12 protein-coding genes are annotated in these 13,774 nt (G+C 71.9%); 8 read left to right on the top strand and 4 right to left on the bottom strand.

The window, feature by feature from the left end; translation table 11 throughout:
- Nucleotides 1-477: 477 nt before the first annotated feature.
- Complete coding sequence (locus Dsi01nite_RS12160; protein ID WP_203846210.1) at nt 478-1,506, bottom strand: YihY/virulence factor BrkB family protein; 1,029 nt, start codon at nt 1,504-1,506, stop codon at nt 478-480.
- 215 nt (nt 1,507-1,721) lie between these two features.
- On the opposite strand from Dsi01nite_RS12160, the gene aspS reads away from it, so the two are divergent.
- The 6 genes from aspS to Dsi01nite_RS12130 all read left to right on the top strand — a co-directional run bounded on the left by aspS (nt 1,722) and on the right by Dsi01nite_RS12130 (nt 8,342).
- Nucleotides 1,722-2,957 (top strand): aspartate--tRNA(Asn) ligase, encoded by a 1,236-nt coding sequence (gene aspS / locus Dsi01nite_RS12155; RefSeq protein WP_203846209.1) that lies wholly within the window; start codon nt 1,722-1,724, stop codon nt 2,955-2,957.
- Nucleotides 2,958-3,149: 192 nt separating this feature from the next.
- The gene (gene dxr, locus Dsi01nite_RS12150; protein ID WP_203846218.1) at nt 3,150-4,337 is read left to right on the top strand and encodes a 1-deoxy-D-xylulose-5-phosphate reductoisomerase; all 1,188 of its coding nucleotides are present in this window, start codon (nt 3,150-3,152) and stop codon (nt 4,335-4,337) included.
- A complete protein-coding gene (locus Dsi01nite_RS12145) occupies nt 4,337-5,638 on the top strand; it encodes a M50 family metallopeptidase (RefSeq protein ID WP_203846208.1) in 1,302 nt (433 codons plus the stop codon). Before dxr ends, Dsi01nite_RS12145 begins: the two co-directional genes overlap by 1 nt.
- A 25-nt stretch (nt 5,639-5,663) precedes the next feature.
- Nucleotides 5,664-6,830 (top strand): flavodoxin-dependent (E)-4-hydroxy-3-methylbut-2-enyl-diphosphate synthase, encoded by a 1,167-nt coding sequence (gene ispG / locus Dsi01nite_RS12140; RefSeq protein ID WP_203846207.1) that lies wholly within the window; start codon nt 5,664-5,666, stop codon nt 6,828-6,830.
- Between the two features lie 70 nt (nt 6,831-6,900).
- Nucleotides 6,901-7,740, top strand: coding sequence for a GNAT family N-acetyltransferase (locus Dsi01nite_RS12135; protein ID WP_203846206.1), 840 nt, complete (start codon nt 6,901-6,903; stop codon nt 7,738-7,740).
- Between the two features lie 77 nt (nt 7,741-7,817).
- Nucleotides 7,818-8,342: a hypothetical protein gene (locus tag Dsi01nite_RS12130; RefSeq protein ID WP_203846205.1), complete on the top strand. Its 525-nt coding sequence runs from the start codon at nt 7,818-7,820 to the stop codon at nt 8,340-8,342.
- A 49-nt stretch (nt 8,343-8,391) separates the two neighbouring features.
- Here Dsi01nite_RS12130 and Dsi01nite_RS12125 read toward each other — a convergent pair whose 3' ends face one another.
- A complete protein-coding gene (locus Dsi01nite_RS12125; protein WP_239135845.1) occupies nt 8,392-9,213 on the bottom strand; it encodes a helix-turn-helix transcriptional regulator in 822 nt (273 codons plus the stop codon).
- A 103-nt stretch (nt 9,214-9,316) separates the two neighbouring features.
- On the opposite strand from Dsi01nite_RS12125, the gene Dsi01nite_RS12120 reads away from it, so the two are divergent.
- Nucleotides 9,317-10,024 carry an SDR family oxidoreductase gene (locus tag Dsi01nite_RS12120; RefSeq protein ID WP_203846204.1) on the top strand — a complete coding sequence of 236 codons (708 nt, stop codon included), beginning with the start codon at nt 9,317-9,319 and terminating at the stop codon, nt 10,022-10,024.
- Between the two features lie 6 nt (nt 10,025-10,030).
- Here Dsi01nite_RS12120 and Dsi01nite_RS12115 read toward each other — a convergent pair whose 3' ends face one another.
- The gene (locus Dsi01nite_RS12115; RefSeq protein ID WP_203846203.1) at nt 10,031-10,894 is read right to left on the bottom strand and encodes a LysR substrate-binding domain-containing protein; all 864 of its coding nucleotides are present in this window, start codon (nt 10,892-10,894) and stop codon (nt 10,031-10,033) included.
- 70 nt (nt 10,895-10,964) lie between these two features.
- Between Dsi01nite_RS12115 and Dsi01nite_RS12110 the strand changes: the two genes are divergently transcribed.
- The gene (locus Dsi01nite_RS12110) at nt 10,965-11,312 is read left to right on the top strand and encodes a YybH family protein (protein ID WP_203846202.1); all 348 of its coding nucleotides are present in this window, start codon (nt 10,965-10,967) and stop codon (nt 11,310-11,312) included.
- On the opposite strand, the gene Dsi01nite_RS12105 is transcribed toward Dsi01nite_RS12110, so the two are convergent.
- On the bottom strand, nt 11,313-13,730 hold the full coding sequence (locus Dsi01nite_RS12105; RefSeq protein WP_203846201.1) for a GcvT family protein: 2,418 nt from the start codon (nt 13,728-13,730) through the stop codon (nt 11,313-11,315).
- Nucleotides 13,731-13,774: the final 44 nt, after the last annotated feature.

The raw sequence follows: 13,774 nt of genomic DNA, 5'->3' as shown, positions 1-13,774 counted from the left end.
CGTGCGGCAGTCGCTGCCCGGCTGACCCGTGCGGCAGTCGCTGCCCGGCTGACCCGCTCGGCTGACCTGCGTGGCTGACCCGCCTGGCTGACCTGCGTGTTGTTGCGGGGTCGTGTGTTGTGGTTCGCGTGTTCTGGTCGTCATGCCCTTCAAATATTCAGCTCACGGCGCGGGGACTTGATGGCACCGCCCAGATGCTGACGCGTCCGTGCGACAGGGTGGCGTGGTCCCGGTCCGTGCCGTCTTGCGGTGATGCCAAGCCAGGTCCGAACTCACCTGATCCAGGTCCGCCGGGGTCGTCATTCGGTGCTACAACACCGTCTTGCCGCAATGAACGAAACCGTCCATCACTGGACCGGCCGGTACCGGCCTACGGAACGGAAATCTTGAACTACCTGGTCGATCGGTGGTCGCCCGCGGCCACGAATCCACCAGGTAGTTCAAGATTTCCGTTCCGGCGTGGGCAGGGTGGGGAGGTCAACGCGGGGCGTTCAGCTGGTCGTGGGCGAACGCCTGGGGGTCGGTGTCCGGGTCGCGGTCGAGTTGCTCGTCGACGGGGACCCACTTGTCGGCCACGACCGGCTCGGGGACGCCGACCCGCAGCGCCTCCAGCTGGGCGCCGAAGGCGATGCCGAGGAACAGGGCGACGCCCGTCAGGTTGGCCCACAGCAGCAGGGCCATGATGCCGGTGAGGGCGCCGTACGTGGCGCCGAAGGCGTCGCTGCTGCTGACGTAGACGGCGAGGAGCGCGCTGATCAGCCACCAGAGGGCGGTGGACAGGGCGGCGCCGAAGAGGAGCCAGGAGAAGGCCGGCTGGCGGCGGCGAGGGGCGAAGCGGAAGATCGCCGCGACCGCGGTGACGACCAGGACGACGCTGACGGGCCAGCGCAGGACCTGCCAGACGGTGTCGACCGGGCCGCCCCAGGAGTAGTGGGCGCGGACGGAGCGGCCGAGGTCGCCGCCGGCCACGAGCATGAGGAAGCCGGCGAGGGCGGGGATGCCGGCGCCGACGGCCAGGAGGACGGCGCGGGTGTACTTGGTGTGGAACGGGCGGTCGCGTTCGACGCCGTAGATGCGGTTGGCGCCGCGTTCGATCTGGGCCATCGCGGTGGTGAGGGCCAGCATGCCGGTGAGGAGGCCGGCGGTCAGGGCGAACTCGCCGATGTCCTCGGTGCGCTCGGTGTCGGCGAGCAGGTCGTGCACGAGCTGGTCGCTGGCGCCGGGGGTGAGGGCGAGGACCGTGTCGGCGACGACCTGGCCGCCCTCGGCGACACCGAGCTTGCTGACGAGGCCGGTGAGCGCGATGAGGAACGGCACGATCGCGAGGCAGAGCTGCAGGCCGAGGGCGCGGGCGTGGCTGAAGCCGTCGCCGTACCGGAAGCGCAGGAACGCGTCGCGCATCAGGCACCAGCCGCCGTGGCGGCGCAGGGCGTGCCAGGCGTCGTCGGCGGAGAGGTCGTCGCGGGCCATCAGGCGCGTCTCGGGAACCTGCCGGGTGCTGCTCACAGCGCTTGAATTCCCGTCGCGCGGAAAGCGAAAACCCGCCTATGATCTACCCGCACGGTGATGAAGCGGACGCATCGGCGCCTGACAAGCGCTCGGGGGTGCGGGTGCGGAGCCGGATGCATGAGGTCACGGCGTTGTCGTGATGAAGGTGTGGTGGCACCGCGATCGGCCCCATCGCCCACACCTCCGGGGAGCGGAGTCCCTCGGGAGGTGTCATGCATCGCATTCTGTCCAACCAGCTGCCACAGCACGTCGGCGAGACCGTCACGGTCGCCGGCTGGGTCCATCGACGGCGGGTCCTCGCCAACGTCACGTTCGTCATCCTCCGCGACCGCGGCGGGCTGCTGCAGATCGTGACCAGGCACGACGAAACACAAGAGGAACAGGTCGTCGAGGTCACCGGCAAGGTCGTGGCCAACAGCGTGGCGCCCGGTGGGGTGGAGCTGGTCGAGCCGGTGTTCACCGTGCTCGGGCCGGCCGAGCCGCCGCCGGTGGAACTGTTCCGGCCCGAGCTCAAGGCGTCGCTGCCGGTGCTGCTCGACCACGCCGCGGTGGCGCTGCGGCACCCGGCGCGGCGGAAGGTGTTCGCGGCGTCGGCGGCGGTGGTCGGGGCGTTCCGGGCGGCGCTGGACGAGCAGGGCTTCACGGAGGTCTTCACGCCCAAGATCGTCGGCTCGGCAACGGAGAGCGGCGCCAACGTGTTCCAGCTGGACTACTTCCAGCAGAAGGCCTACCTGGCGCAGTCGCCGCAGTTCTACAAGCAGACGATGGTCGGCGTCTTCGAGCGGGTCTACGAGGTCGGCCCGGTGTTCCGCGCCGAGCCGCACGACACGTCCCGCCACCTGGCGACCTACACGTCGCTGGACGCGGAGCTGGGGTTCATCGAAAGCCACCGCGACGTCATGGCCGTGCTCACGGAGGTGATCCGGGCGATGGTCGGCGCCGTCAACAACCACGGCTACGACGTCAGCATGCCGGTGGACGTGCCGACGCTGCACTTCGCGGAGGCGCTGAAGATCGCCGGCGCGCCCGAGGACGAGCCGGACCTCGCCCCGGAGCACGAGCGCGCGCTGGGGGAGTGGGCCCTGGCGGAGCACGGGTCCGACTTCGTGTTCGTCGAGGGTTACCCGATGCGCAAGCGGCCCTTCTACACCCATCCGCAGCCCGGCGAGCCGCGCTGGTCCAACTCGTTCGACCTGCTGTTCCGCGGGCTCGAGCTGGTCACCGGCGGGCAGCGGCTGCACCGGCACGCCGACTACCTGGCCGCGCTCGCCCGGGAGGGCCAGGACCCGGCGCCACTGCGGACCTACCTGGAGGCGTTCCAGCACGGCATGCCGCCACACGGCGGTTTCGCGATCGGGCTGGAGCGTTTCATGGCACGGGTGACGGGCGCGGCGAACGTCCGCGAGACCACGTTGTTCCCGCGTGACCTGCACCGCGTGGCGCCGTAATTCGATTGCTCGGCGACAAGTGATGATCTATAATTGGTACATGCGTACTAACGGGGACGGCATCTGGGATTCACCGCGATGACGGTCGGTCGCGGGGGCACGCCACTGCGTGCCCCCGCGGCATCGGCAACCCGGCCGGGAACCCGGAAGTGCGCGCGCGCCTGAGACAATGGACGGGTGACCTCCCGCGAGATCGTCCTGCTCGGCTCGACCGGGTCGATCGGCACGCAAGCGATCGACATCGTCCGGCGCAACCCCGACAAGTTCCGCGTGGTCGCCATCGGCGCCGGTGGCGGCAACGTCCGCCTGCTCGCCGAGCAGGCGCTCGAGCTCGGCGTCGACGCGGTCGGTGTGGCCAAGGCCACCGCCGCGCAGGACCTGCAGCTCGCGTTCTACAGCGAGGCGGCCCGCCGCGGCTGGGCCACCGGCGACTTCCGCCTGCCGAAGATCCTGGCCGGCCCCGACGCGATGACCGAGCTGGCGCAGTGGCCCTGCGACACGGTGCTCAACGGGGTCGTCGGCTCGCTCGGGCTGGCCCCGACGCTCGCCGCGCTGCATGCCGGCCGGACCCTGGCCCTGGCCAACAAGGAGTCCCTGGTCGCCGGTGGTCCCCTGGTGCGGGCCGTCGCCCGCCCCGGTCAGATCGTCCCGGTCGACTCGGAGCACTCCGCCCTCGCCCAGGGCCTGCGGGGCGGCACCGCCAAGGAGGTCCGGCGCCTGATCCTGACGGCGTCCGGCGGTGCGTTCCGCGGGCGGACCCGCGAGCAGCTCGTCGGGGTCACCCCGAAGGAGGCACTCGCCCATCCGACCTGGGACATGGGCCCGGTCGTGACGATCAACAGCGCGACGCTCGTCAACAAGGGCCTCGAGGTGATCGAGACGCACGAGCTGTTCGGGGTGGCGTATCGCGACATCCAGGTCATGGTGCACCCGCAGTCGGTGATCCACTCGCTGGTCGAGTTCCACGACGGCTCGACGCTCGCGCAGTGCAGCCCGCCCGACATGCGCCTGCCGATCGCGCTGGCCCTCGGCTGGCCCGACCGGGTCGCCGACGCCGCGCCCGGGGTCGACTGGACCGCGGCGCACACCTGGGAGCTGCGCCCGCTCGACGAGGAGGCGTTCCCGGCGGTGGCCCTGGCGAAGGCGGCCGGGGAGGCGGGCCGGTGCCGGCCGGCGATCTACAACGCCGCCAACGAGGAATGTGTGGCCGCGTTCACAGCGGGTGACCTTCCGTTCCTCGGCATTGTCGAGACGTTGGAGCAGACCCTTACGGATGCACCTGACTTTGCCGAACCAGGTACCGTCGATGACGTGCTCGCCGCCGAATCCTGGGCGCGGGCCTATGCGCGCGAACGGATCGCGGGCGGGAAAGGGGCCTGATGGCGTTCACGGTTGGGATCGTCCTCTTCGCGGTGGGGATCCTGTTCGCGGTGTGTCTGCACGAGGCGGGACACATGTTGACCGCCAAGTGGTTCGGCATGCGGGTGACCAAGTACTTCGCCGGGTTCGGGCCGACGATCTGGTCGTTCAAGCGCGGCGAGACCGAGTATGGCGTCAAGGCGCTCCCGTTCGGCGGGTTCGTCAAGATCGTGGGGATGACGCCCCAGGAGGACGAGATCGACCCGACCACCGGCAAGTCCGGTGCGGACGACCCGCGGGCGATGTGGCGCTTCCCGGTGTGGAAGCGGACGATCGTGATGAGCGCGGGCTCGATCACCCACTTCACGCTCACGCTGATCACGCTGTGGGTGCTGTTCTCCTTCGTCGGCATCCCCGACCTGAGCCGGCAGGATGAGCTCCCGGTCCGGGTCGGCCCGGTCGCGCCGTGCATCTCCACCACGTGGGAGTACGACGCCAAGACCAAGGCGCCGAAGGCCTGCGACCCGGCGACGGCCCCGAAGAGCCCGGCGTCGCAGCTCGACCTGAAGACGGGTGACATCATCACCTCCGTCGACGGTGTCGCCACGCCCAACTCGGACACGCTTCGCGAGCAGCTCAAGAAGGTCGTGAACAAGGACGTCGCGGTGACCTGGACCCGCGACGGCAAGGCGTTCAGCGGCACCACCCGGATCCCCGAGGCGCAGCGGATCAAGGCCAACGTCGCCGCCGACAAGACCCTGGACAAGATCACCGCGGACGACCTGGAGCAGGGCGGCCTGCTGGGCATCTCCATCGACCTGCGCACCACGGATCTGCCGAAGGTCTCCTACGGGCCCGTCGACGGCGTCGGCAAGACGTTCACCCTCACCGGGTCGCTGATCGAGCGGACGTTCGCCTCGTTCAAGGACATCCCGGAGAAGGTGCCCAACCTGTTCCACGCGATCCTCGGCGAGAAGCGCGACCCGGAGACGCCGGTGAGCGTCGTCGGCGCCAGCCGGATCGGTGGCGAGCTGTTCGAGCTCGGCGACTGGGCCTCGCTGCTGCTGCTGTTCGCGAGCCTCAACCTGTTCTTCGGGATCTTCAACCTGTTCCCGTTGCTGCCCATGGACGGCGGGCACATCGCGATCGCCTGGTTCGAGCGCGTCCGGTCCTGGGCCGCCACCAGGCTGGGCAAACCCGACCCGGGTCGGGTGGACTACTACAAGCTGGCGCCCCTCACGCTCGGCGTGATAGGCATCCTCGGCGTCTTCGTCCTGCTGACGGTGACCGCCGACGTCGTGAATCCCATCAGCCTCAAATAGGACCCTGAAACAGGTGGCGCACTCCATGACCGCTGTCAGCCTCGGCCTGCCTACCATCCCTCCGCCGGCGCTCGCCCCGCGCCGGAAGTCACGCCAGATCATGGTCGGCTCGGTGCCGGTCGGGGGCGGCGCGCCGGTGTCCGTGCAGTCGATGGCGACCACGCTCACCGCCGACGTCAACAGCACGCTCCAGCAGATCGCCGAGCTCACCGCGTCGGGCTGCCAGATCGTGCGGGTCGCCGTGCCCAGCCAGGACGACGTCGAGGCGCTGCCGGCGATCGCGAAGAAGTCGCAGATCCCGGTCATCGCCGACATCCACTTCCAGCCGAAGTACGTGTTCGCGGCGATCGACGCCGGCTGCGCGGCCGTCCGGGTCAACCCGGGCAACATCCGCCAGTTCGACGACAAGGTCAAGGAGATCGCCAAGGCGGCCTCGGCGGCGGGCATCCCGATCCGCATCGGCGTCAACGCCGGCTCGCTGGACAAGCGCCTGCTGGAGAAGCACGGCAAGGCGACGGCCGAGGCCCTGGTCGAGTCGGCGCTGTGGGAGTGCTCGCTGTTCGAGGAGCACGACTTCCGTGACATCAAGATCTCGGTCAAGCACAACGACCCGGTCGTCATGATCCGGGCGTACCGGCAGCTGGCCGAGCAGTGCGACTACCCGCTGCACCTCGGCGTGACCGAGGCCGGCCCCACGTTCCAGGGCACGATCAAGTCGTCCGTCGCGTTCGGCGCGCTGCTCGCCGAGGGCATCGGCGACACGATCCGGGTCTCGCTGTCGGCCCCGCCGGTCGAGGAGATCAAGGTCGGCAACGCCATCCTCGAGGCTCTCGGCCTGCGCGAGCGCGGGCTCGAAATCGTGAGCTGCCCGTCGTGCGGCCGCGCCCAGGTCGACGTCTACACCCTCGCCGAGCAGGTCACCGCCGCGCTCGACGGCTTCCCGGCGCCGCTGCGGGTCGCGGTCATGGGCTGCGTCGTCAACGGCCCCGGCGAGGCCCGCGAGGCGGACCTCGGCGTGGCGTCCGGCAACGGCAAGGGCCAGATCTTCGTCAAGGGCAAGGTCATCAAGACCGTGCCCGAGGGGCAGATCGTGGAGACCCTGGTCGAGGAGGCCCTGCGCCTCGCCGAGGAGATGGGCGTCGATCTGCCGGAGGAGCTGCGCGGCCTCGGACCGTCGGTGACGGTGCACTGAGCGCCGACACACAGACGACGGCCATGGGTATGTGCGGCCGTCGCCGGGAGGATCTGGCAGGCTTGTACGCATGCTGACGGTGGCGGCGAGGCTCCTCGGCGACGCCGAACGCGGTTCCGTCGAGCGCCTGCTCGACGGCGACCCGTTCGGCGGCGCCCAGGTGGCCGAGCGGATCTCGATGGCCGGGCTGGCCTGGTGGCGTCAGGACGCCCGGATCTTCGGTTACGGTTCGCGCCGTCACCTGGAGTCGCTGTGCTGGCTCGGTGCGAACCTGATCCCCGTCAACGCCTCCGCCGCGGCCGTCTCGGCGTTCGCCGACATGGTCGCCGGCGAGCCGCGCGGGTGCTCATCGATCGTCGGTTCCGCCGACGCGGTCCTCGGGCTGTGGAGCCGGCTGGCCCCGTCGTGGGGGCCTTCGCGGGACGTACGCCCGAACCAGCCGCTGATGGCGACGTCCTCGCCGGCTCCCGTGCCCGCCGACCCCGGGGTGCGGCTCGTGCGGCCCGACGAGATCGACCTGCTGTTCCCGGCGGCGGTGGCCATGTACACCGAGGAGGTCGGCGTCTCACCCACCGCCGACGGCGGCGAGCGCTCCTACCGGGACCGGGTCGGCGAGCTGGTCCGGGCCCGCCGGGCGTATGCCCGCGTGATCAACGGGCAGGTCGTGTTCAAGGCGGAGCTGGCCGTGGTCACCAGGCACACCGCCCAGATCCAGGGCGTCTGGACGGCGCCGGAGTGGCGCGGCCGGGGCCTGGCCCGGGGCGGGATCGCCGCGATCGTGCGCGACGCGCTGCGGCGGGTTGCGCCATCGGTCAGCCTGTATGTCAACGACTACAACACGCCTGCTCGCAGCGTGTACGAGCGGTGCGGGTTCCAGCAGGTGGGCACCTTCGCCACGGTGCTGTTCTAAACCGCGGTTTCCCGACAAATCGCCCCCCATGTGCAGGATGATCAAGAGGCCACCCGGCTGAACAAGGGAAGCTTCGCATGGGCCAGCTCATCCGGCAGATATCGCCCAACACCACCCGCTACTACTGGTACCCGGGGGACAAGAAGGAGTGGCTTCGGGCCCTCTTCGCCTGCGGTGCCGGCTGTGCGGTGTTCGGGATGACCTACCTGCTGACCAGGAACATCGTCGCCGCGACGGTGCTCGGCCTGTCGACCGCCGTCGGGTTCGCCTGCTTCAACCTCGGCCGCCGCGACACCCGCGCGCTCGACGGCCTCGACAAGGCCACGATCACCCGCCGCGCCACCGTCGCCGCGTCCGGCCGGGCCGCGTGGCGCGGGCAGGTCGAGGGCGTCACGGTCGCGCTGGCGGTGCTGATCGTCGTGCACCTGCCGACCCGCGGGTTCATGGTGGACTGGCTGCTGCCGCTCGTGCCGGCCCTCGCCGCCGGCCTGGCCAGGCAGGGCGGCCTGCTCAGCGCCCGCCTGACCCACGAGTCGGCGAAGGCGTCGACGCTGCGCCCGGTCCTCAACCGCAACCCGCTCGCCGAAGGCGCCCGCCACTGAGAGCGCTGGGCGCGCTGGGCGCGCTGGGCGCGCTGAGCGCGCTGAGCGGTCAGACCGCGTAGGCGGGCTGGTGGCGCAGGGAGCACAGCACCCAGGCGGTGTGCGAGCCCGCCTCGGCGGTGTAGAAGATCACCTTCTGGCCGGCGTCGGCGATGTCGAGGACCTCGCAGGTGAAGACCAGCTCCCCGTGCACGGGGTGGTCGAAGCGTTTCGAGGTGCTGCGGCGGACGCACACCTGGTGCTCGTCCCACCGGCGGGTGAAGTCGGGGCTCGCGGCGCGCAGCCGGGCGATGAGCGACCGGATGCCCTCGTCGGCGGGGTACCGCACCGACGCGGCGCGCAGGTCGGCGACGCACTCGTCGGCGAAGGTGGACGCCGCGGCGTCAATCGGCCCAGGGCCGGTGAACAGGTTCCAGATCATGTTGCGGGACTCGGGCATGACGACCGCCGGGTCACCCATCAGGGCGACCGCCATCGGGTTCCAGGCGAGCAGCTCGTACTTCGCGTCGATCACGTACGCCGGGGTGTCGTCGAGGCGGTCCAGCAGGTGCCGGATGCCGGGCGACACGTGCGGGGAGGGACCGGCGGGCAGGCTTGGCTGCTCGCCGGCGAGCTGGAAGAGATATGTGTGCTCGTCGTCGTGCAGGCGCAGCGCCCGGCTCAGCGCCCCGAGGACCTGCCGGGACGGGCGCGGGCCGCGGGCCTGCTCGAGCCGCGCGTAGTAGTCGACCGAGATGCCGGCGAGCCGGGCGACCTCCTCGCGGCGCAGGCCGGGCGTGCGCCGCCGGGATCCGCCGTCGAGGCCGGCGTCGGCGGGGGAGACCCCGGCCCGGCGGCTCTTCAGGAAGGCGGCGAGCTGTTCCCGGTCCATGGCCTCCATGCTGCCGGAACGCGCCGCCGGTAACCAGGGACCGGCGATCCGCTGTTCGGCACGGCTCTGCCGCACGCGGCGGAAGCCGGGCAGCGTGGGCGGCATGAGCGAACCACGGGTGGCCCTCGTCACGGGCGCGAACAAAGGCATCGGCTTCGAGATCGCGAAGCTGCTCGGCACCGCACATGGCATGAAGGTCCTGATCGGTGCGCGGGACGCGGTGCGCGGCAAGGAGGCCGCGGCGGCGCTCGGCGACTTCGCCACGGCGGTCGTCCTGGACGTCACCGACGAGGAGAGCGTCGCCGCGCTCGGTGCGCTGGAGCGGCTCGACGTGCTGGTCAACAACGCCGGCGTGCTGCTGGAGCGGGGCGCGCCGCCGAGCGGGACACCCGTCGACCTGCTGCGGCAGACGTTCGAGACCAACGTGTACGGGGTCGTCGCCGTCACGAACGCGACCCTTCCCGTGCTGCGCCGGTCCGATGCGGGCCGGATCGTGAATCTCAGCAGCGGGCTGGGGTCGCTGGCGTTCACCACCGAGCCGTCGCACGTGTACGCGCAGAACCCGCTGCTGGCCTACAACGCCTCGAAGAGCGCGCTGAACGCGGTCACGGTCTCCTTCGCCAACGAGCTGCGCGGCACCGCGATCAAGGTGAACGCCGCCGATCCCGGCTACTGCGCGACCGACATGAACGGGCACGCCGGGCCGCGGACCCCGGTGCAGGGCGCGACCGCGGCGGTGCGCCTCGCCACGCTGCCGGCCGACGGCCCGACCGGCGGCTTCTTCGACGAGGACGGCCCCGTGCCCTGGTGACGTGACCTACTTTTCGAACTGCGACAGGAACGCCGTGGCGGCCGCGGACCGGGGCCCGGCCCGGCGCCAGGCCAGGCCGAGCCGCCCGCTGAGCTCCGGTTTCGTGATCCGGAGGGGGTGCAGGCCGGCGTGGCCCCGCGCGATCGACGCCGGCAGGATCGCCACGCCCAGCCCGCGGGCCGCGAGCTGGGCCACCACCTGCGGCGTGCCCGCCTCGAACGCGACCGTGGGCGCGAACCCGGCCGCCGCGCACGCCGACTCGAGGATGGCGCGGATGCCGGTGCCGGAGCGCAGGCAGATCAGCGGCCGGTCGCGCAGGTCGGCGACCCGGACGGTCGAGCGACGGGCCCAGGCGTGACCCGGGGCGACGGCGGCGTCGACCGCCTCGTCGGTCAGGACGCGCAGGTCGAGGTCGGGCGGTGGGGTGTCGTACGCGATGATCGCCGCGTCCAGGCGCCCCTCGCGCAGGCCGTCGACGAGGCGGTCGCTGGTGTCCTCGGCGAGGGTGATCTCGACGCCGGGGTGCTCGGCGTGGAAGTCGGCGAGGACCGTGGCCAGGTCGACGTCGTGCGAGGTCACGGTCCCGATCGCGACCCGGCCCCGGGCCAGCCCGGCCAGCTCGTCGGCGGTGCGCCGGGCACCCTCGACGGCGGCGAGCGCGGCCCGCGCGTAGGGCAGCACCGCCGCGCCGGCCGGGGTCAGCCGGACCTCCCGGCCGGAGCGGTCCAGCAGGTCCTGCCCCAGCTCCCGCTCCAGCTTCCTGACCTGCGCGCTCACGCCCGGCTGCGCGATCCGCAGCCGGGCCGCGGCTCGGGTGAAGCTCGCCTCCTCGGCGACGGCGACCAGGTACGCCAGCTGATGCAGCTCCATAACCGTTGATTCTAGAAGTCAGCAGGAACCGCTCTTGGCGTTATGCGAGCCGCGGAGGCACGGTGGAGCCATGACGACGACAGCGAAGACCCCCGAGGACCTGACCCGCCTGTTCGTGGAGCGGGCCAACGCCGGCGACGCCGAGGGGCTCGCCGCGCTGTACGAGCGGGACGCGGTCCTGGCCTACCCGCCGGGCGAGACGACCGTCGGCCGCGCCGCGATCCAGGCGGTCTGCGCGGCGATGATCAAGCACGTGCCGCACTTCGAGCTGGAGCCGCTCACGCCGACGATCGTCAACGGCGACCTGGCACTGACCGGCACCCGGTCCGCCGACGGGAAGGGCGGCCGGGTCCAGGTCGTGCGCCGCCAGCCGGACGGCGGCTGGCTGCGCGTGATCGACCGGCCCGAGCAGGACTGATCAGGCTCGCACCCGCAGCATCTTGGGGTCGTAGAGGGGTTCGGCGCGCACGACGGCCGGGGACCAGCGGTCGAAGACGGACACCTCGACCGGGGTGCCGATCGGGGTCGACGCCGGCAGGTACGCGTAGGCGATGGACGCGCCGACCCGGTACCCGAACCCGCCGGACGTGACCCGGCCGCACGGCACGCCGTCGACGCGGACGGGTTCGCCGCCGAGGCAGACGGTGGCCGGGTCGTCCAGCACCAGGCAGCGGAGCGTTCGCGACGGCGCCCCGAGGGCGTCCCGACCGATGAAGTCCTTCGACAGATCCACGAACGGGCCGAGGCCGGCCGAGATCGGGTCGGTGTCGGTGGTGAGGTCGGAGCCCCAGACGCGGTACCCCTTCTCCAGCCGCATCGCGTCGATCGCCCGGTAGCCACCGGGTCGCAGCCCGAGCGGCGCGCCCGCCTCCATCAGCAGGTCCCACAGGGTCAGCGTGTACTCGGCCGGGGCGTACAGCTCCCAGCCGAGCTCGCCGACGAACGTGACCCGCTGGGCGAGCACCGGCACCGGCCCGACCGTCAGCCGGAGCGCCCGCATGAACGGGAAGTCCGCGTTGGACAGTGACGTGTCGGTGAGCGGCTGGAGGATGTCGCGGGCGGCCGGGCCCCACAGGCACAGGCAGCCGTGCGCGGAGGTGACGTCCTCGACGGTCACGTCGGAGCCGGCGTGCCGGCGGATCCAGGCCGCGTCCCGCACGCCGCTGGCGGTGCTGGTGACGATCCGGAAGTGCGCCTCGCCGAGCCGGGTCACGGTCAGGTCCGCCTCGACCCCGCCGCGGGCGTTGAGCATGGAGGTGTAGGTGAGGGTGCCCGTGGCCCGGTCGACGTCGTTGGCGCACAGCCGTTGCAGCAGCCGCACCGCGCCGGGGCCGCGCACGTCCAGCTTCGCGAACGAGGACTGGTCGAACAGCCCGGCGGCGGTGGTGGTCGCGGCGACCTCCGCGGCGATGGCGGGGGACCAGTGCCGCCCGGCCCAGCCGCGCGGTGCCGTGGCGTCCGGGGCGTCGGCGGCGTTGACGCCGAACCAGTTCGCCCGCTCCCAGCCGGCCTTCTCGCCGAGCGCTGCGTCCAGTTCGGACAGTCGCGGCCAGACGGGTGAGCGTCGCAGCGGGCGTCCGGCGGTCCACTCCTGCCCCGGATACACGATGTCGTAGTAGCGGGAGTAGCCGTCCAGGGCCTTGGTCGCGGCCCAGCGGCGGCTCGCGGCGTGCGCGCCGAAGCGGCGGATGTCCATCGTGGACATGTCCCACTCCGGGCTGCCGTCGACGATCCACTCGGCGATCACCTTGCCGACGCCGCCCGCGGCGGCGAGCCCGTGGACGCAGAACCCGGCGGCGACCCAGAAGCCGGCGACCGTGGTCTCGCCGAGCAGGAACTCCCCGTCGGGGGTGAACGCCTCCGGCCCGTGCACGACCCGGTCCAGGCCGAGCGCCCGCAGCGCCGGGACGCGGTGCCGGGCGTTGCCCCACGACTCGGCGAACTTGTCCAGGTCGGGCTCGAACACCGTGCGCGGCACCGACAGTGGGTCGGGGTCGTCCCACAGGGAGGGGTCGCGGACGTACCCGCCGACCAGCAGCGACCCTCCGGGGTCGGGCGCACCGCGGAAGTAGACGATCCGGTCCGGGTCGCGCACGGTGGGGATGTCCACTGTGGATGACTCGCCCGGGATCGGGGAGGTGATGACGTACTGGTGCTTGATCGGCACGATCGGGATGTCGACGCCGGCGAGCCGCCCGACCTGCCCCGCGGCCGCGCCGGCGGCGTCGACGACGACCTCGGTGGCGATCCGCCCGGCCGTGGTGACGACGGCGGTGACCCGGCCGGCGACCGTCTCCACCCCGGTGACGCGGACCCCGGTGACGATGCGGACGCCGAGCGCGGTGGCGCCGGCGGCGAGCGCGGCGGCCAGCTGCGCGGGCTCCAGCCAGCCGTCGCCGGGCAGCCAGCCGGCGGCCAGGACGTCCTCGACGTTCAGCAGCGGCAGCCGGTCCTTCGTCTCGGCCGGGCTCAGCAGGTCGAGCTCCAGGCCGTACGTGGTGGCGGAGCTGACCTGCCGCCGCAGCTCCTCGACCCGCTCCGGGGTCGTCGCCAGGCGCAGGCCGCCGACGCCGCGCCAGCCCGGGTCCAGGCCGGTGAGGGTGCGCAGCTCCGCGTACAGGCCGGACGAGTACATGATCATCCGGGTCTGGCTGACGGTGGAGCGCAGCTGCCCGACGAAGCCCGCGGAGTGCCAGGTCGTGCCCTCCGTCAGCGCGTGCTGCTCGAGCAGCACGACGTCGGTCCAGCCGAGCCGGGCCAGGTGATACGCGACGCTGCAGCCGGCCACGCCGCCGCCGATGACGACGGCGCGGGAGGCCTCGGGGAGGTCGGACATTGCATGATTGTGATCCCACATGCCGGTCCTGTAAAAGGTCTGAA

The organism is Dactylosporangium siamense (assembly GCF_016862795.1).
Classification (GTDB): Bacteria; Actinomycetota; Actinomycetes; order Mycobacteriales; family Micromonosporaceae; genus Dactylosporangium; species Dactylosporangium siamense.
This window is presented reverse-complemented; position numbering and strand designations above follow the sequence as displayed.

Bases quoted from the DNA above. Each gene is read 5' to 3' on its own strand.
- aspS (WP_203846209.1), top strand. From the start codon at position 1,722: ATGCATCGCATTCTGTCCAACCAGCTGCCACAGCACGTCGGCGAGACC.
- Dsi01nite_RS12145 (WP_203846208.1), top strand. From the start codon at position 4,337: ATGGCGTTCACGGTTGGGATCGTCCTCTTCGCGGTGGGGATCCTGTTC.
- ispG (WP_203846207.1), top strand. From the start codon at position 5,664: ATGACCGCTGTCAGCCTCGGCCTGCCTACCATCCCTCCGCCGGCGCTC.
- Dsi01nite_RS12135 (WP_203846206.1), top strand. From the start codon at position 6,901: ATGCTGACGGTGGCGGCGAGGCTCCTCGGCGACGCCGAACGCGGTTCC.
- Dsi01nite_RS12130 (WP_203846205.1), top strand. From the start codon at position 7,818: ATGGGCCAGCTCATCCGGCAGATATCGCCCAACACCACCCGCTACTAC.
- Dsi01nite_RS12125 (WP_239135845.1), bottom strand. From the start codon at position 9,213: ATGGACCGGGAACAGCTCGCCGCCTTCCTGAAGAGCCGCCGGGCCGGG.
- Dsi01nite_RS12120 (WP_203846204.1), top strand. From the start codon at position 9,317: ATGAGCGAACCACGGGTGGCCCTCGTCACGGGCGCGAACAAAGGCATC.
- Dsi01nite_RS12115 (WP_203846203.1), bottom strand. From the start codon at position 10,894: ATGGAGCTGCATCAGCTGGCGTACCTGGTCGCCGTCGCCGAGGAGGCG.
- Dsi01nite_RS12110 (WP_203846202.1), top strand. From the start codon at position 10,965: ATGACGACGACAGCGAAGACCCCCGAGGACCTGACCCGCCTGTTCGTG.
- Dsi01nite_RS12105 (WP_203846201.1), bottom strand. From the start codon at position 13,730: ATGTCCGACCTCCCCGAGGCCTCCCGCGCCGTCGTCATCGGCGGCGGC.